This is a genomic window from Brevibacillus sp. FSL L8-0520 (assembly GCF_037963895.1).
In the GTDB taxonomy this organism is placed as follows: domain Bacteria; phylum Bacillota; class Bacilli; order Brevibacillales; family Brevibacillaceae; genus Brevibacillus; species Brevibacillus borstelensis.
In genome coordinates this window covers 1,705,548-1,730,584 of sequence record NZ_CP150171.1, presented here as the reverse complement: position 1 = coordinate 1,730,584, position 25,037 = coordinate 1,705,548, and the positions used below count along the sequence as shown (strand labels likewise).

At 51.4% G+C, this 25,037-nt stretch carries 22 protein-coding genes and 1 riboswitch; of the genes, 4 read left to right on the top strand and 18 right to left on the bottom strand.

Features of this window, described 5'->3' with window-relative positions; all coding sequences use genetic code 11:
* Nucleotides 1-28 precede the first annotated feature (28 nt).
* Together NSQ24_RS08660 and NSQ24_RS08655 are read left to right on the top strand one after the other, a co-directional pair.
* The gene (locus tag NSQ24_RS08660; RefSeq protein ID WP_003387732.1) at nt 29-388 is read left to right on the top strand and encodes a hypothetical protein; all 360 of its coding nucleotides are present in this window, start codon (nt 29-31) and stop codon (nt 386-388) included.
* 247 nt (nt 389-635) lie between these two features.
* Nucleotides 636-1,220 carry a DUF4183 domain-containing protein gene (locus NSQ24_RS08655; RefSeq protein ID WP_339167636.1) on the top strand — a complete coding sequence of 195 codons (585 nt, stop codon included), beginning with the start codon at nt 636-638 and terminating at the stop codon, nt 1,218-1,220.
* 962 nt (nt 1,221-2,182) lie between these two features.
* Here the strand turns inward: NSQ24_RS08655 and NSQ24_RS08650 are convergent.
* From NSQ24_RS08650 to NSQ24_RS08625, 6 genes are all read right to left on the bottom strand, one after another.
* Nucleotides 2,183-2,404, bottom strand: coding sequence for a response regulator transcription factor (locus NSQ24_RS08650; protein ID WP_003387736.1), 222 nt, complete (start codon nt 2,402-2,404; stop codon nt 2,183-2,185).
* Between the two features lie 176 nt (nt 2,405-2,580).
* Nucleotides 2,581-3,507: an ABC transporter permease subunit gene (locus NSQ24_RS08645; protein ID WP_003387737.1), complete on the bottom strand. Its 927-nt coding sequence runs from the start codon at nt 3,505-3,507 to the stop codon at nt 2,581-2,583.
* 30 nt (nt 3,508-3,537) lie between these two features.
* The gene (locus NSQ24_RS08640) at nt 3,538-4,401 is read right to left on the bottom strand and encodes an ABC transporter permease subunit (RefSeq protein WP_024984218.1); all 864 of its coding nucleotides are present in this window, start codon (nt 4,399-4,401) and stop codon (nt 3,538-3,540) included.
* Between the two features lie 165 nt (nt 4,402-4,566).
* Nucleotides 4,567-5,025, bottom strand: coding sequence for a chemotaxis protein CheX (locus tag NSQ24_RS08635; protein ID WP_003387739.1), 459 nt, complete (start codon nt 5,023-5,025; stop codon nt 4,567-4,569).
* Nucleotides 5,026-5,115: 90 nt separating this feature from the next.
* Complete coding sequence (locus NSQ24_RS08630) at nt 5,116-5,499, bottom strand: hypothetical protein (RefSeq protein WP_024984219.1); 384 nt, start codon at nt 5,497-5,499, stop codon at nt 5,116-5,118.
* Between the two features lie 66 nt (nt 5,500-5,565).
* Nucleotides 5,566-9,330 (bottom strand): S8 family serine peptidase, encoded by a 3,765-nt coding sequence (locus NSQ24_RS08625; protein WP_227278121.1) that lies wholly within the window; start codon nt 9,328-9,330, stop codon nt 5,566-5,568.
* Between the two features lie 174 nt (nt 9,331-9,504).
* On the opposite strand from NSQ24_RS08625, the gene NSQ24_RS08620 reads away from it, so the two are divergent.
* A complete protein-coding gene (locus NSQ24_RS08620; RefSeq protein WP_039069951.1) occupies nt 9,505-11,109 on the top strand; it encodes an MDR family MFS transporter in 1,605 nt (534 codons plus the stop codon).
* Nucleotides 11,110-11,223: 114 nt separating this feature from the next.
* On the opposite strand, the gene NSQ24_RS08615 is transcribed toward NSQ24_RS08620, so the two are convergent.
* The 4 genes from NSQ24_RS08615 to NSQ24_RS08600 all read right to left on the bottom strand — a co-directional run bounded on the left by NSQ24_RS08615 (nt 11,224) and on the right by NSQ24_RS08600 (nt 15,901).
* The gene (locus NSQ24_RS08615) at nt 11,224-12,615 is read right to left on the bottom strand and encodes a hypothetical protein (protein WP_339167634.1); all 1,392 of its coding nucleotides are present in this window, start codon (nt 12,613-12,615) and stop codon (nt 11,224-11,226) included.
* 127 nt (nt 12,616-12,742) lie between these two features.
* Nucleotides 12,743-13,492 carry a succinate dehydrogenase iron-sulfur subunit gene (gene sdhB, locus NSQ24_RS08610; RefSeq protein WP_003387745.1) on the bottom strand — a complete coding sequence of 250 codons (750 nt, stop codon included), beginning with the start codon at nt 13,490-13,492 and terminating at the stop codon, nt 12,743-12,745.
* An 18-nt stretch (nt 13,493-13,510) separates the two neighbouring features.
* Nucleotides 13,511-15,271: a succinate dehydrogenase flavoprotein subunit gene (sdhA, locus tag NSQ24_RS08605; protein ID WP_003387746.1), complete on the bottom strand. Its 1,761-nt coding sequence runs from the start codon at nt 15,269-15,271 to the stop codon at nt 13,511-13,513.
* A gap of 18 nt (nt 15,272-15,289) precedes the next feature.
* The gene (locus NSQ24_RS08600) at nt 15,290-15,901 is read right to left on the bottom strand and encodes a succinate dehydrogenase cytochrome b558 subunit (RefSeq protein WP_003387747.1); all 612 of its coding nucleotides are present in this window, start codon (nt 15,899-15,901) and stop codon (nt 15,290-15,292) included.
* 401 nt (nt 15,902-16,302) lie between these two features.
* On the opposite strand from NSQ24_RS08600, the gene NSQ24_RS08595 reads away from it, so the two are divergent.
* Nucleotides 16,303-16,749, top strand: coding sequence for a DUF2507 domain-containing protein (locus NSQ24_RS08595; protein WP_003387748.1), 447 nt, complete (start codon nt 16,303-16,305; stop codon nt 16,747-16,749).
* Nucleotides 16,750-16,930: 181 nt separating this feature from the next.
* Here the strand turns inward: NSQ24_RS08595 and NSQ24_RS08590 are convergent, their stop codons facing one another.
* From NSQ24_RS08590 to NSQ24_RS08555, 8 genes are all read right to left on the bottom strand, one after another.
* Nucleotides 16,931-18,172 (bottom strand): aspartate kinase, encoded by a 1,242-nt coding sequence (locus NSQ24_RS08590; RefSeq protein WP_003387749.1) that lies wholly within the window; start codon nt 18,170-18,172, stop codon nt 16,931-16,933.
* 223 nt (nt 18,173-18,395) lie between these two features.
* Nucleotides 18,396-18,583, bottom strand: a riboswitch (Lysine riboswitch).
* Nucleotides 18,584-18,677: 94 nt separating this feature from the next.
* Nucleotides 18,678-20,453 (bottom strand): excinuclease ABC subunit UvrC, encoded by a 1,776-nt coding sequence (uvrC, locus tag NSQ24_RS08585; RefSeq protein ID WP_003387750.1) that lies wholly within the window; start codon nt 20,451-20,453, stop codon nt 18,678-18,680.
* 33 nt (nt 20,454-20,486) lie between these two features.
* Nucleotides 20,487-20,747, bottom strand: coding sequence for a DUF2164 domain-containing protein (locus NSQ24_RS08580; protein ID WP_285844057.1), 261 nt, complete (start codon nt 20,745-20,747; stop codon nt 20,487-20,489).
* 322 nt (nt 20,748-21,069) lie between these two features.
* Nucleotides 21,070-21,387: a thioredoxin gene (trxA, locus tag NSQ24_RS08575; protein WP_003387752.1), complete on the bottom strand. Its 318-nt coding sequence runs from the start codon at nt 21,385-21,387 to the stop codon at nt 21,070-21,072.
* 217 nt (nt 21,388-21,604) lie between these two features.
* A complete protein-coding gene (locus NSQ24_RS08570; RefSeq protein WP_031932323.1) occupies nt 21,605-22,564 on the bottom strand; it encodes an electron transfer flavoprotein subunit alpha/FixB family protein in 960 nt (319 codons plus the stop codon).
* 19 nt (nt 22,565-22,583) lie between these two features.
* Nucleotides 22,584-23,351: an electron transfer flavoprotein subunit beta/FixA family protein gene (locus NSQ24_RS08565; RefSeq protein WP_003387754.1), complete on the bottom strand. Its 768-nt coding sequence runs from the start codon at nt 23,349-23,351 to the stop codon at nt 22,584-22,586.
* Between the two features lie 122 nt (nt 23,352-23,473).
* Entirely contained in the window at nt 23,474-24,247 is a 774-nt protein-coding gene (locus NSQ24_RS08560; RefSeq protein ID WP_003387756.1) for an enoyl-CoA hydratase, read from the bottom strand.
* A 116-nt stretch (nt 24,248-24,363) separates the two neighbouring features.
* Nucleotides 24,364-24,951: a TetR/AcrR family transcriptional regulator gene (locus NSQ24_RS08555; protein WP_024984375.1), complete on the bottom strand. Its 588-nt coding sequence runs from the start codon at nt 24,949-24,951 to the stop codon at nt 24,364-24,366.
* Nucleotides 24,952-25,037: the final 86 nt, after the last annotated feature.

The following is a 25,037-nucleotide window of genomic DNA, read 5'->3' as shown; positions in this document are numbered from 1 at the left end:
AAGTTCAAAATTAGGGAGGAATGGAACAATGCCTCAGACCCAACTTCGTCTGCCAAGACTAACACTTTTTGATGATGAAAACTATCGTGGAAGGAGCAGAGTTTTCCGCGGCAACGTAGCAATCCGCAATGTGGAAAGAATCTTTGATGAACCGGAAAGTTTACGATTTCGTTCAAATGGCAGAGGTGCAACTTTAGTTTTATTCTCAAGAAATAATTTTAAAGGTGCTTTTCGAATCATTCGCGTCAGCAGAAGTATAGCTGATGTCGAAAGAATCATCGGATTCGATTTCGAAGCCAACTCCATCATCATGACAAGCAGACGATTGACACTGCAACAAGTATTAAATATTCGGAGAACCGGAAAACTCCCGAGTGGAATTTTTTAATAGTGGATCATGTAAAACGGTCTATTTAGCATAAGGCGATCTATTAATACAACTCTGTTATGAGTGAAGTGACCTATAAGATGGTCACTTTTTTTAAAGTTTCCATCAAGAGGGGCGCAGTCCAGTCTGCTGATGAAGCAGACTTTTCTATTGCCTATTTTTGGTTGGTTCTCTTTGGCTATAAGTCTAACTACTTACGTTGCAAATTAACGTAGCATAAGTTAAGCCATGATGTGGAGGTGTCTGCATGCTATGCCGACGATCAAAAGGGGCTGAAAAAAGAAACAGGAAAAAAATAAAGTACTTACGTCCTCGCAAGAAGAAGTGTCCGAAGAAAAAACAAAAAATTGTTTGGGTTAAATGTCCGCGTCCCAAAATTATTGTACGCGCTCCTGCTGGGCCTCCTGGGCCCCAAGGAACACAAGGACCCCAGGGATTCCGTGGACTTCCAGGACCTCAGGGACTTCCAGGACCTCAAGGACCTGGTGGATATGAAGGCACCATAACAATCCTTCCAGAAGTATACCGATATTTTTATATTGCACCCGAAGATATTCAATTGACCCGCACAGTTACAATTGCCGCAACCCATTTCACGGACAATCAGAGAAATTTGGCAACAAGTTTTAGAGGACTAAGTCCCAGCAGCTACATCAGCCTCTTCGTAAACAGGATTTTGCAAGAGTCCAGTTTGAGTGAGATCAGTGAAAATGAACTGACACTCCTTGGAACAGGAGACACTATTTATTCAGGAACTCCTATTATTCTTGAGATCGTTAAATTCTCTGCTATAATCACCCCTGAAAATGAGGAATTCAACGGAGTCGATTAGCACTTACAAACTTCCAAAATCTTGCATTTGCTAAAAGCGAAGGAGGTGATACCAGATGCCAATCGTAAAACCCTTTATTGCAGGCAGAAGGTTCTCAGTCGGCGTTGTTGTTTTTTTATCCTCAAAGAGCCGAAATGTATTGTTAACGCTCCTTATTCCTCCCCATAGTTTGCAACCATAACCACATTCATTTGAAATCAGACGTAAAAAATGACCGCTAAAGCTTACCTAAGGGTGGTTAATCGATTGTTCAACAGTGTATGTTGAAGCTCCATCAGTCAGGTAACTGCAGAACTAGTTGCCGAGAGCTCCATTGACTTCAGCCCATGAATGCAAAATTGTACGGTAATACCTTGCTTCCCATTTCTTGAGACGGAAACCGATCAGCATAAATAAAAAGAAAAAGGTTCATAAAGTACCCTTAAACTCCTTTACGGAGCATCTATACAGCTTAGAAATAATAAATTTCTTGGCAAACACGTTGGGCATAACAACCTTGTGGTTCAGCCGCAAAGGCAGCACCTGAGACAGACATAACCATCATGATTGCAAAAGAAATAGCCAATCATTATTTCATAGGTATCACCTCCTTAATAGTAGATTATGATAAACAAGTTTACATACTTGCCATTTGTTTTAAAATTTTTGGTGTACGGGTGGCGAGCGTAACCAGATATGCTTCAGCCTTACTCATGCCTCGCATCGCAGCGCCGAGAAGGAAGAACTCATTAGAACAAGAGAAATCGTACCAGAGACGGTAAAGTTGGGGCCGGATTTTCCAAAAAAGACCTTGATGTTTGAATGAATTTTGGCACCCCCCGTAACTTCTCTACCCAAAATTGATTCACCGGTCGTAGAGTGGCTAAACTCGGACGATGCAAAGCCTGTTCTCCTGAATTTGGGCAAAAAAAAATCCTCCCTTCCATCGCAAGGGAAGAAAAGGGAGGCTGGGTGGGCTGGGTTCAAATCTCTAACTCACCAAGTCGAACGAGTTCGACTACTGCTTGAGATCGACCTTTGACACCTAATTTTTGCATGACATTGCTGATGTGATTGCGTACGGTTTTTTCACTGATGAAGAGTTGTCCGGCAATCTCTTTTGTTGTCTTATCCTGGACCAAGAGTTCAAATACTTCTCTTTCTCGATTTGTCAACAACGGCTTGGTTTGGTCGCTCCCCTTCAATCGTGCCACCCCTCCTTGTGGGCTCTACAGGAACAAGGTTGAGGGATTACAGAGTCACCTTATCCTATGTAGGGGGGTGGGTGGTGGTGCCGGAATTACGGGGATTTTAGGCTTTTGCCTTACATCCTATTCAAAAAATGGGCGATGGGTTCCGCCGGGAAAGCCCCCTTTCCCAACTAAATAAACGGTGTCCGTTGATACGTTTCCTGAAACCGGTCGCGAAGCCCCTTTGCCAGGAGCGAAAAGGAACCGATGGCAATGATAAAAGCAGCCAGCGGGATCATAAAAATCCAGGCGTTGTTCCCGTAGACAAACCCTCTGTACGAGCCGAGCAGACCAGCCCACTCGTTCGTAACGGAGTGATAAATGACCGGATCGTAGGTGACATAGGTGCCGCCCACAAACAGATCAAACATACCGAGCAGCCCCATCAAGGCCATGATGGAAATCATCTCGGTGACGGCGATCAGGACAAGCTGTTCTTTTAGCTGCGGGAGGACATGACGAAAAATGATCTGCTCGCGTCCGGCCCCGAGAGAGACGGCAGCCAGCACATACTGCGTTTCCTTGATCTGTTCGGTCTTTTGCCGGATCGAAGACGCGACGCTGGGGGCGCCAAGCAGTGCGACGAGGCCGATAAACAACAGCACCAGGGTGCCGATGGCCAGCTCCGAGTTCCGATTCAGCCCAACGAGTAAAAAGTACACCGGCAAAAAGAGAGGCATGTATCCCCAGGCGTTTTCGATCGAGAGCCACCACTTTTGCGGCTTGTCCTGAATGCCGATATAAAGGCCGATGATCGTACCGATCAAGAGGCGTGCGACAGCGGCGAGCATCGTGACGAACACGGTGTACGGCGCTCCGTGAAGCAGCTTTGTCAACAGATCATAGCCCCATTTGTCGGTGCCAAGCCAGTGCTCGCTTGAGGGGGAGAGCGGCGGGGAGATGATGACGGTCTTTCCATTCACTTCGACATTTCTCACTTTTTCTTGATGTTCCAGATCGTAGGGAGCGATATAGGGGCCAATGATCCCGAGAACGATCAGGAGCATCACAAGCACCGCTCCGACCCACAGGGATACATTCACTCGACGCTTCTGCATGGCAAAACCTCACTCTTTTTTACACTCTGCTTATTTGTAGACAGCAATCCGTTCAAACAGATACAAAATAGCCCGAATCAACAGGTACACCAATATGGAAAGCAATATAATGCCCATCAGACCCATTACGGCCGCGTTAAACTGATAAATGCCATTTTTGGAAAAAATGAAGCGGGTCAAGCCCACTACATTTAGAAGATATTCCACGATGAACAAGTTGGCCACCGTAATCGCGATGGTCTTCTTCAGATCCGCCAGCAGAAACGGCTTCACATTTTTATACACATGGTGAACGAGAATATGCCAAATGCCCATCCCCTTTGCCAAAGCGGTCTTGATGTAGTCCTCACCGCCGATTTGCCCGTATTTGAGACTGATTACCTTCATCAGGAAAATGGTCGGACCGATCGCCAGCATCGTGAGTGGGAACCACATGTTGCTGGAGTCACTTGTCGGGGAAAGTGTAATAATCCGAATATTCGTCCACTTGTAAAACTGAATCGCCGCCAAAATGGATAAAAATATCAGTACAAAGTCAGGAATCGTGGAGAGCAGATTCAATAGTTTTTGAAAGTAGCGAACAAATGCAAACCGCTGCAGGAACAGCCCGAATAACAAACTTGCCAAAACAGCGATCAATACACTGTAAAACATCAGTTCAAAGGAGTTGATCGCAAAAGGAACGATATCCTCCGCAATGCTCCGTTCATCATTTCCCGAGTAATAAGTACCCAGTGATCCTTCCCCTATCTGCTGAAGCAAATAGACGGTGTATGTGACGACTCTTTCCGGCGCAAAATGCACTTCCTCTTTCTCAACATAAAGCATGTACGGGCCGCCGCAGACAATCACAACGAGGAAAAACATCCCGATTAGCTGCCTAATATATGACAAACATTCATTCCCCCTTACTATCTCAAACAATACACGATCTGGAAAAAAACGGCCAGACAATCAAAAATATTTTATCTTTTTTTATTATTCCAACTCTTGCACAGATTCGTCAACCCTTCGCGAACCGAAAAAAAGGCGTTCTGCCAATGCAGAGCGCCCACCTTCCTACTTTCCTACCAGGACTTGGATTTCCATACGGCCCATGTCGCTTAAGTCAAGCGGGACTGTATATGCGGTCCGAGAACCCCATCTATTCTCCTGTGCCTGAATAAACTGCGGCGGAGTAATATCAATCACTACGCCTTGATTGTAAAGCATTGTGCTGGCGTTGCCGGAGATCATATTCCCGAGTTCCGATATAGCGCTTTTCCCGATTTCATCAAGTTCATTAACGGGGAAGCCCCCCATCATCGCTGATACAAGACGCAAGGCGAGGTCGTTTTGCAAGCCGAAAAACACGTCGCCTTCCAATTGACCGGTCATTCCAATGCGGATCCAGGTATGATCGTCCCGATAGTACCACTCTGTCATCTCCAATTCTCCCCGTTTGATCGTCACGTTGCAAAGCTGTTCAATCACAAAGGAAGCCGAATCCAGAAACGGATTGAGGTACTGGACGTTCATCTTCATTTCCTTCCTTCCCGTACGAATTTCTCCTCATGAGGCCCATTATAATGTCGAAAAATGGCAGAGACAAGTCGTTATCCAAAATATTTAAGGACTTTCGGTGTATAAAACAGGTACATCCGGAAAGAGAACCTGTACATTAGCACTAGTTTCTCTTGTGAAAATGAGACTGCATTTGCGCAAGTCAAGCACCTCGACTCCCACTTCATGACAGCTCAACTGCCACAAAGGGCTGCTTACTTCCTTAAAAGCAAAGACCGTATCTCCAAAAGCCAGACATTCTCTAATGCAGCGCTCTGCCGGAAAATCCGGCCCCTCCTCCAGCAAATGAACGGGCTCCACGCCAAACTGCTGCAACAGATGAACCCTGTCAGCGAGCTGCTCAGGGCGCTTTCGCGACACGTTTCTTCGCGGTGAAAGCAGCGGATATTCCTTTTTTACATATACCCAATCAATTCCATGATAAAACACGTTCACTCCTCCCTGCACAAAACATTTCAGACCCCGAAACAGAGAAAAGGATGCCGGCTGGCACCCTTATCTCTTTTTCCCTACGATGACCATCTCTGCTTTTGTTTCGCGCCCGAGGGCATCGACTGCCACTACGGACAGCTTCTGCTTGCCTTCCTTGACGCTGTTTACAAGCGCACGGAATTCTCCTCTGTCATTCACATCGACGAACACATGCTGGTCTGCATAATCCAGATGCATCCGTACGGTCCCAGGAGCATTCACTCTCCCGGAAATCTGCATGCTTTCTCCCGCATATACCTCTTTGTTCTTCTCTTCTATATGCAGTGCCGGCGCCGGCAAAGGCTTCGCCTGATACGTGTAGCGCTGCTCGGCGTGATGCATCACGAGCGAACCGGCCTGGGCATCCACATAAGCGTATACCGTCATAGAGGACTCATTGCCCGCGGCGTCTTTCCCCTCAAGCAAAATACGGTTTTCGCCGTGCTGAAGGGGGAGCGTCTGGGTGAAGTTTTTCTGCACGGCTTTCTCCAGGTGATCTTCCTCCCAACTGGAGACGATCTGTCCGTTGATGCTTACCTGGCCTTTGTATGTCTGATCGCGATACGCAAACTTTACGGGTACCAGCATTCGTTTGGTCCCTGCATCAAACCAGATTGTCTCGCTGCCGTCGTTGGTTAGCTGAAGCTGCGGAGGTGTCGTGTCTACGATGATCCGCTGCGTAAAATGTCTGCTGTTCCCATGCATGTCCTGGGCATGATAGGGAACGTAATTGAGCCCTTCCGGCAGCTTCAGGATGGTTTTAAATGAACCGTCCGTCTCGACCTGGACCGGATTTTTATTGATTTGCAGACGCACTCTGTCCAGCATGTCTTCACCCGCAATCCTGCCGTTGACCGCTACCTCAGGCTGACGGGTGACCAGCACCGAGGTGTACAGGTCATTGGGAAACTGGACAAACGGTGGGGTGACATCGCTTTTTCCATTGATGTTGACAACACTCATATTTCCCGCATAGTCATACGCCACCAGGGAAATCCGTTTGTCCGGCTGACTGACAATGGTGCTGGTTATGCTCGCAGAATAGGGTCCGCCCACTTTTTTCCCGCCTACATACAACAGGTAGCCTTGAATGTCCTTGTCGCGGGAGCTCCAATGTACTTTGTTCCCGGACAGGGAAGCAGTGACGACCGGGGCTTTTGTGTCTACTTTAATCGGAAGAGTCAGCGTGTGCCAATTGGCATGACGGCTGTCGATGCGGGCCCGGACGACGAATCGGTAGGCTCCATCCGGGACGGTTTCATAAACGCCCTTCTCGGGATTGTACTTTTTCCCGTCCCAGCTCCATTCTTCCCGCTCCGTATAGTAATAAGGGGTCCCCAGCTTTGATTGATCAAATTTGCTGATTTTCTCATCGCGTGACAGCGACCGGATGATTGTTCCTCCGCTGTCCACCACATCCACCGTCACTTGGCGGGCATTGCGCAAAAATGTAATCGAAGGAGCTGCAACATCATAGTGTCCGTCTCCATTTGGCGAAAATGCAATCTTGGCCGGATCGACCTGTACATGTCCGTCCTCGCTCACGCCAGTGACACCAAGGTAATCGCGGTATTTCCACTTGTCATTTTCCTTGTCGTGATACCAGGTCGTCTTGACGCCTGTACGGTGCTCCTGGCTCCCCGGGTCCCACATCGGCTGATCCATTACGCGCGGTTCATCCCATTTTCCGTAAAACCCGTAATAAGGCACCCGCAGCACAGGAATTTCGGAGTCGGTCGGCTGAAAAACAACATATCCCTCGGCAAAAATATTGCGGGGAGCGTTTTTCGGAATGTGCAGCGTTACCTTTACTTCTGCCCGCTGTCCGGGCTGAACGGTGACCTGCTGAGCGGAAAATCGCAATGCGGCCCCCTGCAGTGCTGTATCGGTAAGCATGTTAATCCCGTCCTGCCGCTTGTCCGTCAAGACCCCGAACTCATCCTTGACCTGATACGTGACCGGCTTTTTTCCGAACTTGTTCTCGACAAACAGGGAAAACGTCGTCGTTTCTCCAACCTCGCCCAGCGATACGCCAGCTTTCCCCTTGGCATCAGTGATAATGCTCGGGGTTTTAATCGCTTTGGCGATCTGCATCACGCCCGCACCTTGCACGCGCGGACTGTACGGCACTTTACCCGTCATCCCGCCGCTTGCCGTGCTTGCAGCACTGCGCGGGTCGAGTACCGGCTGCGCCGTATTCATTGCCGCGGCCTTCATCGTTTCAACCAGTTGTCGTCCGGACAACTGGTAGCCCTGTTTTTGGTAGGCCTGCTTCAGAAGAGCCATCCCGCCTGCCACATGAGGGGTAGCCATGGAGGTTCCGCTCTTGACGGCATAATCGGTTTCGCGGACGAGCGACAAAATGCCTCCGCCTGGGGCGGCAATCTCCGGCTTGAATTGCAAATCCGGCGTCGGTCCCCAGGAGGTGAAGGCGGAAACCGTTCCCCCATCCGGATACGGCATCGGATTTTGCGCGAACTGACCGTCAAAGTTGATTTTTACTTTTTTTCCCTTTTTCAACGCCTGCGTCAGCATTTCCCCCGTTTGCTTCAAAATCGAGACAGCCGGCAAGGCAGTGGTGGTCTCGGCGGAAATGATGAGCGGCCCCGGCTGATTGTTGTAGATCACAGCCCCTGCCGCTCCTTTCTCCTTGGCCAAACGCAGCTTCTCGTCAAAGGAAATGTCGCCTCTCTCCAGAAGGACCACTTTCCCTTTTACCGAGACGTTGTAATCCTCTTTTTTCCCTTTGCCCATGTACATCAGTTCGTACTGCTTCATCAGGGCTTGCACGGGATTCAACGCTTGTCCGCTGGCTGCGTGCCCATGGAGATACACGACCCTTTCGAGGCCCGGCACTCCCTCGACGGCGAAGCTGAGACCGGCAAGCGTGGTCGCATTTACAGACGCAACAGAGAAGGCGTCAGGAGCGAGACCCGGAGAGCCGATCATCGAGACATCCGGATTCTGCGCCTTTACCTTGTCACTGCCAAAGTAGGCGTCATTTCCTGCCGCGGCGACGACGATGACTCCGTTGTCGACAGCCCGTTTGACAGCATACTGCTCGGTATTGGTTTCATCTACATATCCTGCTGACGAGCCCAGACTGAGATTGATCACATCCGCTTTTTTGGCGATGGAATCATTGATCGCAAACAAAATAGACTCGCTCAGCCCGGGGACCTCCCCCTGGTAATTGCTGAAAACCTTTTGGCTCAAAAGCTGTGCTTCAGGAGCAACGCCTTTTATTTTTCCGTTGGCAGCCACAATGCCAGCCACATGAATGCCGTGTTGGGACTCGCCTACATCCTCTGTAATTTGATTGCGGTCTGCCCAGTTGTACCCGGGTATTACTTTTTTCGCTACTCCTGATTTTTGCTGTGCGGAACGCTTGTCCCGCGGGGCAGGCAAATCGGGATGCTTTCCGTTAATTCCTGTATCGATCACAGAGATGAGCATGCCTTCTCCCTTGACCCCGATCTCCTCCCAAGCCTTCTTCGCTTCGATCATATCCAGGTTGGAAGTGGGGGGATCCGCTACCTGCTCCCCCATCAGCACATGTTCGGCACGCGTCCATTCATCTGCAGATGCAGACTGGACTGTACCAGCATGAATAGCGCTTTGCATAGCTGGACTTGTCTGTCCGTCGTCAGGACGCAAATCGGACCAGACCTGCTGCTTGGTAATGGCGGCTACGGCTTCAGGAAAGTCGCCCTTTGCGCTCCAGGTGCCCGCCGTCGTTGACGGAAGCAAAACCAACGATAACCCGATGTAAAAGACCTGTTTCTTCATCGTTTGCCCCCTTCCTAAAAAACACCGAATACCATAAGTCTTCCATGGAAAGCAGACACCTATTCTCAAAAGGGAGATTTCACCTGTCTCGAGAATGCGGGATCTGCGGGCATACTACTGGGAAGAAAAAGACCGTGGCATCCGCAGTACGCCTATGGACAGGAGAGATACACGATGGAAACGCAAAAAAATAGAGGATTGTTGATTACTGGCCTGCTCGTCGCGATGTTGTTCGCCTCTCTTGACAATACGATTGTGGGAACAGCAATGCCGCGGATTGTCGGTGAGCTGGGGGGACTGGGGATTATGACCTGGCTGACCACCGCCTACATGCTCAGTTCCACTACGGTTGTCCCTATCGCCGGCAAAATGGCCGATCTGATCGGTCGGAAAACGGTTTATGTAACGGGCCTGATCATTTTCATGCTCGGCTCTGCGCTTTGCGGTATGGCTCAGTCCATGACCCAGCTCATCTTTTTTCGCGCTGTGCAGGGAATTGGCGGCGGCGTTATGATGCCGATGGCGATGATTATTATCGGGGACATTTTTACAGGGGAACAACGGGCCAAATGGCAAGGGGTGTTTGGAGCTGTATTCGGTCTGTCTTCGATCATCGGTCCGCAGGTGGGCGGTTGGATTGTAGACGCATCCAACTGGCGCTGGGTTTTTTACATCAACATGCCGGTCGGAGTACTGGCTACCATCCTGATCGCCATTGCGCTTAAAAACCGCCAGCAAACAGGTCCGGTCACCTTTGATATCTGGGGAATGTTTACGATGGTCGGAGGAGTCGTCAGCCTCCTTCTGGCGCTTACCTTCGGGGGCAAAAATTACCCCTGGCTCTCTTGGCAGATTCTTTCTCTATTCGCCTTGTCCGCCGCCTTCATTACCGGATTCATATGGATCGAAGGCCGAACAAAAGAGCCAATCCTGCCGCTGCGCCTGTTTCAAAACAGAACCTTTTCGCTTTTGAGCGGAATTGGCTTTCTGATGTCGGTCGGGATGTTTGGCGCGATTATGTTCGTCCCGCTGTTTATGCAAGGTGTCGTAGGCATCAGTCCCTCGGAATCCGGAACCGTCATGGTGCCGATGATGCTCTCGATGATGGCTGCCAGCATGCTTGGCGGGAGAATCGTCAAGTTTTTGGGAGTGCGGCTCCAGATGATTATTGGCATGGTCGCGATGGGCGCCGGCTTTTGGCTTTTGTCGACGATGGGCATGGAGACAACAAAATATACGACGATGGTGCATATGGTCGTGCTCGGGTTGGGAATCGGGCTGGTCATGCCGATGATTACCATTGCCTTGCAGGAGTCCTTTCCCAAATATCAGCTTGGCGTAGTGACTTCCTCCAGTCAGTTTTTCCGGCAAATTGGCGGGACGTTCGGGATGACGATCCTCGGTGCTGTAATGAACTATCATTCGACCAATTTGCTTACAGCAAGCTTGGTACCGTATCTGGAGCAGCTGCCGCCTCAGGCCCACGATATGGTCGTCCATTTTGAATCGATGATCAGGACGAATCCACAGGGGATGTATTCGATGCTTCTTAGTCCAGAGGCCCTGTCCCAAATCCCTGCGGCCATCCAGCAAACGCTGCTGCCCATCTTGAAAGTCTCGATGGTCGAATCCCTGCACCATGTGTACCGATACGGGCTGCTCTTCGTCCTGCTGGGAGCGATTTGCACGCTTTTCCTCGGCAACATCAAACTGTCCACCACACAGAAGAGTGAGGAAAAAAAGCCAAACAGACGTCCGGAGCCGGAGACACAACAGTGATAGGGACGATTTACAACAACAAGGCCCCTGTCGCAGAGCCGGTAGCATCCAACTCGCGGCAAGGGCCGTTTATCAATTCCCATCGTATGTACACCGGGTTTCAGCAATACCTCTTTACAGCTCGACAAGCTCGCCGGACTCACCATCGTACATGCAGTCACAGTCAATGACGTAGACAGGAATCGCTTTCTTTCTGCCGCGTCCGCTAGGGTCCGGGTAGTGGGGATCAAACATGTATCTCAGTTTGACAGTTACTCTGCCCTTCAGCGCATCCCAGGCTTCCGCTCTGGTTCGCAGAGCTTTCCGGAAATGGTCGTTTCCTGCGATTCCTTTCTCTTCGGCATGATCGCCTTCTCCCGCTTTGACACTCCGCCAGAAATCCAAAGCGTCTATAATCTGAACGAGTTCCCATGTATCTCGGTCAAAAAAGAAACGGATGCCTCCCCCCATCAAGAGCGGTATGCCGTGAATCATACGATGTACGTGGACGACTACCCGATTTTGGGGGAAGCTCTCGACAGCTTCCTGATCCGGTTTGCGGGTGTAGACGTACTCAAATGGATCGTCAGCATAGGCGGTGGATAAGTACGATCGGACAAGTTCCTTGGCAAGCTCTTTTTCCTCCATCGCAAGATCAGGGAAAAGCGGATGGGGCGCGTCGATCGCTGCTTCTGTCACGTGGTCGGAAAGACGCAGCTGCTCACGGTAGTCCTTGGTCCAAATCGGCTGTTCGTTCCATTTCACTGGCTTTGCGTCCGCTTCGTTCTGATACAATGCAATTCGCTCCAGCACCACGATTTCATCCGAAAACAGAAGTTCCCCCGTTTTGGCGTGAATGACATGCTCATGGCAGACATAGAACGGTTTTTCCAGCGAAAGGACCGGAAGATAGCCCAGGGACAATTGTTCTTCCGTGAGCTTTGCCAAAAGATTGCCGTCCGATATCCGTTCTTCGCCCTCTTCAAACTCGCAGTCATCCCATCTGCAATACAGGTGAAGAAGCTGATTATCATCTGCGTCCAGCCTTATGTCAAATTGCTGGTAGCTTCGGAATGGAATGCCGGCGCGGGCCCGGGAAAAGCTGAGCTCGTACCATTTGTCTCCGCATAACCGCTTTTTCCGGACTACAAGCTCGCCCAGATCAATCGGCAATCCGAGCTTTTCTATCCATTGGATGATGTGCCCCGAGACCTTCCTGTACATCTCATCGTCCATGTCCTCTACATCAAGATTCTCAGCCGTCTGGTCACTGCCATACCGATAGAAGGCAGTCAGCTTTCCCGTGCACGCATCCAGCACGGCGAGTATCGTATTTTTGTTTACCAGGCCTTCCTCATCCAGCTCCGGCTCTCCTCTTTTGTTCCACATCACTTCCATTGTATAGAAGGGCGTCTGGTTCTGTTCGCTATTTCGATAGATGCCGCTCGTTATGACTTCATGCGTACACGGTATGTCTGTCCACTGCTCTATTCTCTTGATCGCTTCTTCAACGGTTATCAGCTTCAAGGGCCATTCCTCCAAAGTACAAAAAATACACCTCTCTTTCAGTACGTGTGAAGAGCCCTGGTGGTTTCCTGAAAAAAAAGCGTACATCCCAGAGCGGATGCACGCTTTTTGAAAGCTGTGTTTCTTCTTACGAGAAGAAGAAGCGTTTCACAGCGTATTTGGTTGTTTCTTTGTTCATGTGAGCGATCGAAGTGGTGAGCGGAATACCTTTCGGGCAAGCCTGCACGCAGTTTTGCGAGTTTCCGCAGTCACCGATACCGCCGTCCTCCATCAATGCTTCCAGACGCTCATGCTTGTTCATTGCACCAGTCGGATGCTGGTTGAACAAGCGCACTTGCGAGATAGCGAAAGGACCGATGAAGTCGGATTTTTGGTTGACGTTCGGGCATGCTTCCAGACAAACCCCGCACGTCATGCACTTGGACAGCTCATAAGCCCATTGGCGCTCTACCTCAGGCATGCGCGGACCTGGTCCCAGATCGTGGGTACCATCGATCGGAATCCATGCTTTGACGCGTTTCAGGGCGTCAAACATGCGGCTTCGGTCGATAGAGAGGTCGCGCTGAACCGGGAAGGTGCTCATCGGCTCAAGACGGATTGGCTGCTCCAGCTTGTCGATCAGAGCGGAACATGCCTGACGCGGCTTGCCGTTAATCACCATCGAACAAGCGCCGCACACTTCCTCCAGACAGTTGGACTCCCAGTTGACCGGGGAAGTCTTTTGTCCTTGTGCGTTTACAGGGTTGCGCTGAATCTCCATCAACGCACCGATCACGTTCATGTTCGGACGGTACGGGATTTTAAATTCTTCCACATACGGAGCGCTGTTAGGGCTGTCTTGACGAGTGATTTTCAGATGAATAAGCTTTTCTGCCATGATCAGTTCCCTCCCCTCTTACTTCTTCTTCTTGTCAGACGTATAGTCACGTTTACGCGGCGGAATCAGGGAAACATCCACGTCTTCGTAGTAAATTTCCGGTGCAGTCGTCTCCGGATTGTACTTGGCCATCGTTGTTTTCATGAAGTTCTCGTCGTCGCGCTCTGGGAATTCAGGCTTGTAGTGAGCGCCGCGGCTCTCGTTGCGGTTCAATGCGCCGAGCGTGATCACGCGGGCGAGCACAAGCATGTTCCACAGGTGACGAGTGAAGGATGCGCCGGAGTTGCTCCATTTGCTCGTATCGTTGATGTTGATCTTCTTGTAGCGCTCCATCAGTTCCTGAATTTTTTCATCCGTTTTTTGCAGACGGTCATTGTAGCGCACTACCGTTACGTTATCGGTCATCCACTCACCCAGTTCCTTGTGGAGGAGGTATGCGTTTTCAGTGCCGTCCATCTTGAGGATGTTGTCGTACTTCTCTTGGTTTTGCTTGGTATAGCTGTCGAAGATCGCAGAAGACAGATCGTCGGCAGACTCATCCAGACCGTTGATGTACTCGATCGCTTTCGGACCAGCCACCATTCCGCCAAAGATCGCGGACAGAAGCGAGTTCGCACCCAAACGGTTTGCACCGTGCTGGGAGTAATCGCACTCACCTGCAGCAAACAGACCAGGAATATTGGTCATTTGGTTGTAGTCTACCCACATGCCGCCCATCGAGTAGTGAACAGCCGGGAAGATTTTCATCGGAACTTTGCGCGGGTCATCCCCGACAAACTTCTCGTAGATCTCAATGATTCCGCCCAGTTTTACGTCGAGCTCTTTCGGGTCTTTGTGAGACAGGTCCAGATATACCATGTTCTCGCCATTGATACCCAGCTTCATGTCTACACAGACGTGGAAGATTTCGCGGGTCGCAATGTCGCGCGGAACGAGGTTTCCGTACGCCGGGTATTTTTCCTCAAGGAAGTACCACGGTTTTCCGTCTTTGTATGTCCAGACGCGGCCACCCTCACCACGAGCGGATTCAGACATCAGGCGCAGCTTGTCGTCGCCAGGAATCGCAGTCGGGTGAATTTGGATCATTTCGCCGTTCGCGTAAATGACGCCCTGCTGATAAGCCGCAGACGCTGCTGTACCCGTATTGATGATGGAGTTGGTGGATTTACCGAAGATGATACCAGGTCCACCGGTAGCCATAATGACGGCATCTGCGCGGAAAGAGCGAATTTCTGCAGAGCGCAGGTTTTGTGCCGTAATCCCCTTACAGGTGCCTTTCTCATCCAACACGACACCGAGGAAATCCCAATATTCGTACTTGGTCACAAGACCTTCCGCTTCAAAACGGCGAACTTGCTCGTCCAGAGCGTACAGGAGCTGCTGACCGGTTGTCGCACCAGCAAAAGCGGTACGGTGATGCTTGGTTCCCCCGAAACGGCGGAAGTCCAGAAGTCCTTCTGGTGTACGGTTGAACATGACGCCCATCCGGTCCAGCATGTAGATGATGCCGGGAGCGGCGTCACACATTGCTTTTACAGGCGGCTGGTTGGCCAGGAAGTCTCCCCCGTATACGGTGTCATCAAAGTGTTCCCAGGTGGAGTCGCCTTCCCCTTTTGTATTAACGGCACCGTTGATACCGCCCTGCGCACATACGGAGTGGGATCGCTTTACCGGAACCAGGGAGAACAATTCGACGGGAACGCCTTTTTCTGCTGCTTTAATGGTAGCCATCAAGCCGGCCAAGCCACCACCGACAATGATCAGTTTACCTTTTGCCATGTATGAGTCCCCCTATCCCTATTGAATGAACGCTGCCATCGCGCTTAAGCCGATGAACGAAACGATAACGAAAATACCCATGGTTACGTAAGTGGCAATGCGTTGGGAACGCGGGCCGACAGTGATTCCCCAGTGAACGAGGAAAGACCAGATACCGTTGGAAAAGTGGAACACGGTGCTGAGAATCCCGATTGCGTAGAAAATGATCATTACAGGACTGCTCAGGATATTGGCCATCATGTCATAGTTGACTTCGGCACCCATCGCTTTTGGAATACGTGTCTCAAATACGTGCCATGCGATAAAGATGAGCGTGATAATACCTGTCAGGCGCTGCCACAGGAACATCTGGTTCCGGAATTGACTGAAGCTGCCGACGTTGTGCTTTGCTTGGAAAGCAATGTAGATCCCATACACAGCGTGGAACAGGATGGGAATGTAGATAAAGACAAATTCCAAGACAATCAAAAACGGAACATGTTCAATCAATCCTACGACCTCATTGAACGCTTCCGGTCCTCGGGTTGCCTGATAGTTCGCTGTCAAGTGGAACAAGAGAAACAGCCCGACTGGGAACAAACCGAGTAATGAGTGAAGCCTGTGACTCAAAAAGCTATGGCCTTTCGCCATACAGTGGTCCCCCTTTCAATTATATGTCGCGTCCTTTTCATAGAGCTTTTCTCCACTATCCTAACCCATTGCCACCATGGTTACACATAATCGAAGGGCGACTTTCTCCCTGGGCGTGGCAAATTGTGTCGGAATACGGAAAAAAGTTGGGCAAAACGTTGACCAAAACCAATTGTACTCCTGTCTTTATAGAGCGTCAAGACAATGAATAGACTAATTCTATTTTTAGAATGGACTAAAAAAATTTGCTATTTTCTATGAATCTGTCATATCCCGCTTCTCTTTCTCATACTACTATATCAAGTAACAAACCAGACCGCATTCTCTCGCAGGCCTCGGTGCAAAACCTTTGCAAAAAGGGACAAGCACCGGCCGCCTGTGCTAGAAAAGGAGGCATCCCGGTGAAAGAACAGGAACAACTCGGGGCACTGCTCCCCTCCCGTGTCATTACCGACATCGAACGCATTCACATGCCCTACCTGGGCTATCATCTGCTTCGCGAAAAACTGACAAGCACTCTTTTGGGAGAAAGCGAGCAAGCCATTCTCCACTGGCTGGGAAAAGACATTGGCCGTCAGATTCCGATCCAGTCCGCAGCGGGCCTCGTCATGCCTTTTATCAGGCTGGGCCTCGGCAAGCTGGATGTCCTGGAGGAGGGAGAGCGTCATTATCGATATCGATTGACGCACACGATTTTTTCATACATGCCGCCTGAACGAATTTTGCGCTCTCTGGCCCTGGAATGCGGAATCATTGCCGGAGCCGTCAACAGGTGGCAGGGCAGGGAGCCGGAGGTGCGAATGGAGCTGGCCGAGAAGGGGAGCGTCTTGATCTCTTTGGCTGTTTGAATGCGTGATTCTTCTGGTGCCATCACCTGAACAAAAGTCCCGGATCAGCTTCCCTATATTTATATAGAAGAAACAGGAAAATGGAATCAAATGCGCCTCGCTGCAATGAACAGCCAGACGGTCATATTTAACCCCCCTCTTCAACGAAAAGGGGGGAGGCGACTCTTGTATGTGGTTGTGCTTACAAACTGTGCACCACGGCTTCTTCGCTTACGTCCAAGCCGTAGGCCGTATGCAAGCTGCGAACTGCCAGTTCCGTAAGTTCTGCGGGAATCACGCAAGAAACCTTGATGTCGGAGGTGGATACCATTTTGATCGTGATGTCCTGCTCGGCCAAGACGCGGAACATCTCGGCGGCAACCCCCGGATTGTTCACCATGCCGGCACCGACGATCGATACCTTGGTCAGGCCCTCTTCATGATCGACTTTTTCAAAGCCAAGCTCTGCCTGATTGGAGGAGAGGGTTTCCAGCGCTTTTGGCAGGTCGCTGGCAGCCACCGTGAACGAGATGTTCGTCACGTCCGCATCATAGGAGCTTTGGATAATGATGTCTACATTTACCTGGTTGTCAGCCAGCGTATTGAAGAGGCGGGACAGGGTTCCCACTCGCGCAGGCATGCCCACGACCGTCAGTTTTGCCACATCTTCATCATGTGCCACGCCGCTTACTACTCTTCCTGTTTCCATATTGGCAACCTCCTCTACGTACGTACCTTCTTCAGCCGTAAAACTGGATCGGACGACGAGCCGCACTTTGTATGTTTTGGCCGCTTCCACAGAGCGCGGGTGAAGAACACCGGCCCCCAGATTGGCCAGCTCCAGCATTTCGTCATATGAGATACTGTCCAGCTTTTGCGCGGACGGAACGACCCGCGGATCGGCCGTATACACGCCGGCCACATCCGTAAAGATCTCGCATCTGTCGGCATTCAGGCCGGCTGCAAGCGCTACGGCAGAAGTATCGGAACCGCCTCGTCCCAATGTGGTTATTTCTCCTTCGGCACTGACCCCTTGAAACCCTGCCACAATGACGACACGTCCCCGGGCCAGTTCCTTTTGAATCCGCTCGGTTTTGATTTCCGTGATCCGCGCTTTGCTGTGGATCGCTTCTGTTGTGACACCAGCCTGCCAGCCGGTGAGAGAAATGGCGTCATAGCCGCGCTGATGCAGAGCCATGGACAAAAGTGCGATGGAGACCTGTTCACCTGTCGCCAAGAGCATATCCATCTCGCGCTCCGAAGGGTAGGCGGAAATTTGTTTGGCCATATCCACCAGCACATCTGTCGACTTGCCCATCGCGGATACGACAATGACCATATCATGGCCCGCTTTTTTATATTCAATAATCCGGTCTGCTACTCGAAAAATGCGTTCAATGCTACCAACGGAGGTCCCTCCGTATTTCTGCACGATCAACCCCATGCGGCTTCTCTCCCTTTTCCTTGAATAGACCAATGTCTCTATGGATATTCTCTGTCGAAACGAAACGTTGCATGAGTCTTTTCCTTATCAAAAAAGGCAACGACAAGGAAAATACCTGCCGTTGCCTACGTAATAGACAATATCGGTTCCTCCTTCCCTGGACCACGCAAGCCGCTGGCACAAAGCATGACAGTACAGCCCCTGTCATCTACACGCAGCAGACTCGTGAGATAGCTCTCCATCCGGCAATGGGGTATTGCTCGGATGACAGTCCTGTATTTGTTCAACACAGGCCCAGCACGCAAGGAAGCGGGTCTTCCCTCCGTACTTCGGCGAATCCCCCTTTCCGCTACCCGTCAACGATCCCGATCTCAGGGTGGTACTCATGGTTTTCGCGCCTCTACCTCACTCCAATAAAGGGAAGTGAGGTTACATATTCTGTTTGAAAGGGATTATATCACGCAAAAGGCACCGGTTCAAATATTATTTTGAACAATTTCTCAGCTCACATCTTCCTGAGATGGGCGATAATCTCCCGGGCCAGCTTGTCGCCAATCCCGAGCTGCCTGAAATCCTCGACAGTCGCCTCTTTCATCTTTTTCAGCGAACCAAAATGCTGGAACAGAAGCTTGCGCCGTTTTTCGCCGATGCCGGGAATGTCGTCCAACTGGGAAGAGAGCATCGTCTTTGTCCGGGCCTGCCGGTGAAACGTAATCGCAAATCGGTGGACCTCATCCTGCACGCGCTGGAGCAGGTAAAACTCATAGCTGTCCCGCTTCAGCTCGACCGGCTCGGGCGGATTCCCGTAGAGGAGCTGGGCAGTCTTGTGCTTTTCATCCTTGGCCAGACCGCATACCGGGATGTAGAGCCCCAATTCATTTTCCAGCACATCCATCGCAGCGCTGATCTGTCCTTTGCCTCCGTCAATTACGATCAGGTCGGGCAGCGTCTGGTTTTCCTTCAGCAGGCGCGTGTACCGGCGCCGGACTACCTCGCGCATCGAGCCGTAATCATCCGGCCCCTCGACGCTTTTGATCTTGAATTTCCGGTACTCTTTTTTGTCCGGGCGTCCATCTGTAAACACGACCATCGCAGAGACCGGCTCTGTCCCCTGAATGTTGGAGTTGTCAAACGCTTCGATCCGGTGCGGGGTTCCGATCCCGAGAATATGGCCCAGATTGTGCACAGCCTGAATCGTCCGGGCATCGTCCTTGGACATGAGCGCAAATTTCTCCTGCAGGGCAATGCGGGCATTCTCGCTGGCCATCTGCACCAGCTCCCGCTTTTTGCCGCGCTTCGGCGCATGCACCTTCACGCCCAGCCACTCGGCGAGCAGCTCCGGATCGCTTTCCTCCGGCAGCAGGATTTCCCGGGGGAGGGCATTCTGCTTGTCAAAGTAAAACTGGCTGACGTAGGACATGAAATCCTCTTTTTCGCCGCCGTAGTAAGGAAAAGAGGTCGTATCCCGCTCAATCATTTTGCCTTGCCTCATATAGAAAACCTGGACGCACATCCAGCCTTTCTCTACAGAAAATCCGATGATGTCGCGGTCGACCGTATCGGTGAAGGTCACCTTTTGCTTCTCCATGACCGCCTCGATGCTGCGGATCTGGTCACGGTACTCCTTGGCCCGTTCAAACTCCATATTCTCCGCCGCCTGCTGCATTTTCTCCGTCAACTGCTTTTTCATTTCCTCGTGGCCGCCGTCGAGAAAACGGGCAATCTCCTCGACCAGCCGCTGATTCTCCGCCGCCTCTACCTCGTACACACAAGGCGCCAGACATTGTCCCAAATGGTAGTAGAGACAGACCTGCTTCGGCATCGTTTTGCACTTGCGCAGCGGGTAGAGTCGATCCAGCAGCTTTTTCACCTCGGAAGCCGCGCCCGCGTTCGCGTACGGACCGAAGTAACGTGCCTTGTCCTTCAGCACTTTGCGGGTAATCTCCAGCCGCGGCTGCGCTTCGTTGGTGATCTTGATGTAGGGGTACGTCTTGTCGTCCATCAGTTTGACATTGTAGCGCGGATTGTGCTTTTTGATCAGATTGCACTCCAGGATGAGCGCTTCGATCGCTGAAGAGACGACGATGTATTCAAAATCGGCAATCTCGCTGACCAACAGCTGCGTCTTGCCGTCATGGCTTCCGGTAAAATAGGAGCGAACGCGGTTTTTCAGCACTTTGGCCTTGCCCACGTAAATAATTTCGCCCTCTTCGTTCTTCATCAGGTAGCAGCCCGGCTTATCCGGCAGGACTGCCAGCTTGTCTTTCAAGGAGCTGTTCACGGCTGCTCCCTCCCTTTCATGTACTCTCTACTCTCATAGACCGCTTCTGCGGTGCTGGGCAAGCGGTTGTTCCAGTGTATAAAAATCATCCTCCAGAGCGCTCATCCGCTCCAGCATCAGCTTGCGGCAATCCTCAACCGCCTGATTGTAAACGACAGGACCCAGGGTTTTCACAAAAAAATCAAGCATCTGCTCTGCGGCCAGACGCCCCAGCTCTTCTCCCCGCTCATCCTGAAAATACAACTGAACCTGGTTGATCACATGCTCTCTCTGTTCACGTGGAAACTTTGTCATTTTCACCTGAGTTCCTCCTCCCGCTCATTTGTCACACGTTTCTTTCATAAAAGATTTTGCAGGAAAACCATGTATGGCAATCTCGGTACATCGAGGTGACTGGCTCAAATTTGAAATGCGCACCGAATTCCCCCGCACACATCTGAAAAAAGCAGATTGAGGGAACATACGTTGTCCTTCCATGTTACCATGTTTTCAGTGAAAACTCGACGGAATCTCTCCCCATCCGTTTGAAAAAGCACCGTATCCATCCTTGGCCAAGCCGAAAAAAGCAGCACCCGCCATTGGCGAATGCTGCTTTTTATAGACCGTATTGCAAGGCTTACAGGTGTTTGCCGACAGTTCCCATGAGGGCTTCCTTCGGTTGGAAACCGATCACTTTATCTACCGGTTGACCGTCTTTGAATACGATCAGGGTAGGGATGGACATGACGCCAAAACGGCCTGCAGACTCCGGATTGTCATCGACGTTTACTTTCACGATTTTGAGCTTGCTGCCTACTTCGCTGTCGATTTGCTCCAATACAGGTGCGATCATTTTGCAAGGGCCGCACCAAGGAGCCCAGAAGTCAACCAGGACAGTTCCGCCTTGCTCTACTTCCTGGGAAAAGGTCTGATCGGTTGCATTAACGATAGCCATGGAATATTACCTCCTTAAATTCGGTACGGAAAAAGGTTCCACACGCCACTCAGTATACCATCCCCCGTAAAAAAAGACTACGTGCGGCGACACTTTCTGACATGTCAAAGTATAGTTTGTCCGAAGCGCCCGTTCCCTATCGCCTTCTTGGGCTGCCTCCGCAAAAAACAGCCTCGCTTCAGAGGAAGCAAGGCTGCAGATGTTCGTAAGCCAAGGGTTACACCAAAACCTTTTTAAATTCTGCAGTCAGCAGCGGAACGACCTCAAACAGGTCTCCCACGATACCGTAATCAGCTACTTGGAAAATTGGCGCTTCCGGATCTTTGTTGATCGCGACAATGACTTTGGAATTGGACATTCCCGCCAAATGCTGAATCGCACCGGAAATGCCGCAGGCGATGTACAGGTCCGGCGTCACCACTTTTCCGGTCTGGCCGATCTGCATGGAGTAATCGCAATAGTCGGCATCGCAGGCCCCGCGGGACGCTCCTACCGCCGCTCCCAGCACGTCAGCCAGCTCATTGAGCGGCTGGAAGCCATCCGCGCTCTTTACGCCGCGGCCGCCGGAGACGATGATCTTCGCTTCTGAAAGGTCGACCTTTCCGCTCGTTTTGCGAACGACTTCGCGCACGATGGAACGAAGGTCTTTGATCTCGACTTCAAATGGCACGACCGTCGCGGTTTTGCCTGTGTCGGCAGTACCTGCGGCGATGTTGTTCGGACGGATTGTAACCATGATTTTTCCGTCTTCAAAACGGCGCTTTTGAAACGCCTTCCCTGCGTAAATCGGCCTGACGAAAACTGGACCCGCTTCGAGCGCGGTAACATCCGAAACCAGTCCCCATCCAAGGCGTGCAGAAACGCGAGGAGCCACGTCACGGCCGATCGCCGTATGTCCGAGGACGACTGCGTCAGGACCGACAAACTCGATCAACTGCTTCAGCGCCTGGCTGTAAGCATCTGATGTGTATTGTGCCAGATCGGCGTGATCAACCACATAGACCGTGCCCGCTCCATGGTGTCCGAGAGCTTCGGCATGTGAAGCCGTATTCGGCCCGAACAGTGCAGCGACCACTTCTCCTCCCTCTGCAAGTATCCCTGCTGCGGCGAGTGCTTCCAGAGAGACATTGCGCAATTGTCCGTCACGTACTTCTGCTACTACCAGTACTTTTTTCATCAGAATCTCTCCCTCTCGCTTAGATTACTTTTGCTTCATTTCGCAGCAATTGCACCAATTCGGACACTTGTGCCGGGATTTCGCCGGCAAGGATGCGGCCTGCTTCCTTCTTCGGCGGCAGTGTCTGATCGACAACCTGTGTCTTCGGCGCAACATCTGCGGCAGAAAGGCCAAGATCGTCAGCAGTCAGGCGCTCCAAAGGCTTTTTCTTGGCCTTCATGATGCCTGGGAGAGAAGGATAGCGAGGCTCGTTCAGCCCTTGCTGTGCCGTGATCAGAACTGGGAGGCTCGTCTCCACCACTTCCGTATCCCCTTCGACGTCGCGCTCCACGCGAACGGAGCTGCCGTTGATCTCCAGCTTGACCGCTGTGGACACATGGTTGATGCCCAGCTCCTCCGCAAGGCGAGGACCGCCTTGTCCGGCTCCCGAGTCGACCGCCATTTGTCCGCCCAGGATCAGGTCGTAGCCGGTTTTGCGAGCTACCGCGGCCAATACCTTCGCCGTCGTATACTCGTCGCCGAACAGCGACTCGTCATCCACCAGAATGGCTTTGTCCGCTCCCATTGCCAATGCGGTACGGAGTTCTTTTTCCACGCGATCCGGACCTACCGAGACGACGGTCACTTCGCCCCCGTGCTCTTCCTTCAGCTTGATCGCTTCTTCAATGGCGTATTCATCGTATGGATTGATGATAAACTCAACGCCGTCATCCTGGATTTTGCCGTCTTGAATCACGATTTTTTCCTCGGTATCAAACGTTTGCTTCATGACAACCAGAATATTCACAAGAATACCTCCCTCATAGTGACGCTGCTGCCTCACGTATGCTACTGCGGCGAGCTGCATCCTGGTGCCCCCCCCGGAAACGCTGGGCAACGAATCCCTTTACCGTGCCTTCCATGTAGGTTCTAGCGATCGGCGAATTGCGGCTTTCGCTTTTCCAGAAAAGCGGCAACTCCTTCTTTTATGTCCTCTGTCCCGAATGCTTGGCCAAACAGCTTTGCCTCCTGTTCGATACCGGCAACGGGACCGTCTGTCATTCCTGTATGAATCGCGTTCAAAGCGAGCTTCATCGTGACGGAGCTCTTTTGGGCGATGACCGCAGCCAGTTCCTTTGCTTTTGCGAGCAGTTCATCGAGCGGGTACACAGCCTCCACCAGTCCGATCCGCAGCGCTTCTTCGCCGCCGATCATCTCCGAGGTGAGGATCATCTGTGTCGCTTTTCCTCGTCCCACCAGCCGGGGCAGTCTTTGCGTGCCGCCGTAGCCCGGGATGAGTCCGAGGTTCAGCTCCGGCAGACCCAGCTTCGCTTCCGGAGCAGCCAGTCTGATGTGGCAAGCCATGGCCAGCTCGAGGCCGCCGCCGAGGCAGGCTCCGTTGATGGCCGCTATAATCGGCTTGGGAAAGCTCTCCAGACGGTCAAACAGCTTCTGGCCGCTCCTCGCCATTTCTTCCGCATCTGCCGGCGAAAGCTCGGTAAACTCTTTAATGTCAGCGCCGGCGATAAAGAAGCGGCCTTCCCCGGTAACGACAATCGCCTTTACGAGCGCGTCATTTTCCAGTTCATCCAGGAGCGCTGCCAATTCCTTCAACGTCTCGTGGCTGAGAGCGTTGGCCGGCGGGCGGTTCACGGAAACGACCGCGATCCGGTCTTCCTTATGGACATTCCAATGAGAATACATCCTCTCTCCCCCTCTTCCTTTTCCCAAAAATGAAGGGCGCTGCTATCTGAGCGAACGCTCAGTCTTGCTATTCCCATTGTAACAAACGGACTGTCTCAACAAAAGCGTTTTCTTTCTCATTTGCCCTTCAAGCCAAATTGGAAGAGGTTATGAATGGGATCGACATGAGAAAGCAGGTCGTACTTGCATTGTTTCATGACCCAGGACGTCGTCACTTCATCCAGCGTGCCAAAAATCATTTTTCGAGCCAACCGGACATCGAGGTCGGAACGGAATACACCCTTTTCGATTCCTTCTCTGATCAACTCTTCGATCAGGTCGAAATACTGCTTCATGACCGCACCGATGCCCTCGCTGATTTCCTGATTGGATTGACGCAATTCGATCTGCGTCACTTTTGCCAGCTCCTGGTCGCGCGATAATTGGCTCAGATGAGTGTGAACAAGGATGTACAATTTTTGTTCGATGGATTCTGCCTGTGCCAGGCGTCCTCGGCCTTCCTCGATAAATGCTCCCATCTTCTCGTTGAAGAGCGAGATGAGGATGTCATCCTTGTTCTCAAAGTAGAGGTAGATCGTTCCGTCCGCTACCTTCGCCTCTTTTGCAATTCTGGATACCTGGGCGTTGTGATAGCCCTGCCGAGCGATGACGCGAACAGCCGCATCAATGATGGCTTGATACTTTTCCCCCGTTTTTTTCGCCATGATTCCCTCCACATTGATAGACAAGTCATTGCAACTGAATGACTATTCATTCATATTTAGTGTATGACAGTTCCCCTATTCTGTCA

Coding starts and splice junctions, on each gene's coding strand:
- NSQ24_RS08660 (WP_003387732.1), top strand. CDS start 29: ATGCCTCAGACCCAACTTCGTCTGCCAAGACTAACACTTTTTGATGAT.
- NSQ24_RS08655 (WP_339167636.1), top strand. CDS start 636: ATGCTATGCCGACGATCAAAAGGGGCTGAAAAAAGAAACAGGAAAAAA.
- NSQ24_RS08645 (WP_003387737.1), bottom strand. CDS start 3,507: ATGCAGAAGCGTCGAGTGAATGTATCCCTGTGGGTCGGAGCGGTGCTT.
- NSQ24_RS08635 (WP_003387739.1), bottom strand. CDS start 5,025: ATGAACGTCCAGTACCTCAATCCGTTTCTGGATTCGGCTTCCTTTGTG.
- NSQ24_RS08625 (WP_227278121.1), bottom strand. CDS start 9,330: ATGAAGAAACAGGTCTTTTACATCGGGTTATCGTTGGTTTTGCTTCCG.
- NSQ24_RS08620 (WP_039069951.1), top strand. CDS start 9,505: ATGGAAACGCAAAAAAATAGAGGATTGTTGATTACTGGCCTGCTCGTC.
- sdhB (WP_003387745.1), bottom strand. CDS start 13,492: ATGGCAGAAAAGCTTATTCATCTGAAAATCACTCGTCAAGACAGCCCT.
- sdhA (WP_003387746.1), bottom strand. CDS start 15,271: ATGGCAAAAGGTAAACTGATCATTGTCGGTGGTGGCTTGGCCGGCTTG.
- NSQ24_RS08600 (WP_003387747.1), bottom strand. CDS start 15,901: ATGGCGAAAGGCCATAGCTTTTTGAGTCACAGGCTTCACTCATTACTC.
- NSQ24_RS08590 (WP_003387749.1), bottom strand. CDS start 18,172: ATGGGGTTGATCGTGCAGAAATACGGAGGGACCTCCGTTGGTAGCATT.
- NSQ24_RS08580 (WP_285844057.1), bottom strand. CDS start 20,747: ATGACAAAGTTTCCACGTGAACAGAGAGAGCATGTGATCAACCAGGTT.
- trxA (WP_003387752.1), bottom strand. CDS start 21,387: ATGGCTATCGTTAATGCAACCGATCAGACCTTTTCCCAGGAAGTAGAG.
- NSQ24_RS08570 (WP_031932323.1), bottom strand. CDS start 22,564: ATGAAAAAAGTACTGGTAGTAGCAGAAGTACGTGACGGACAATTGCGC.
- NSQ24_RS08560 (WP_003387756.1), bottom strand. CDS start 24,247: ATGTATTCTCATTGGAATGTCCATAAGGAAGACCGGATCGCGGTCGTT.
- NSQ24_RS08555 (WP_024984375.1), bottom strand. CDS start 24,951: ATGGCGAAAAAAACGGGGGAAAAGTATCAAGCCATCATTGATGCGGCT.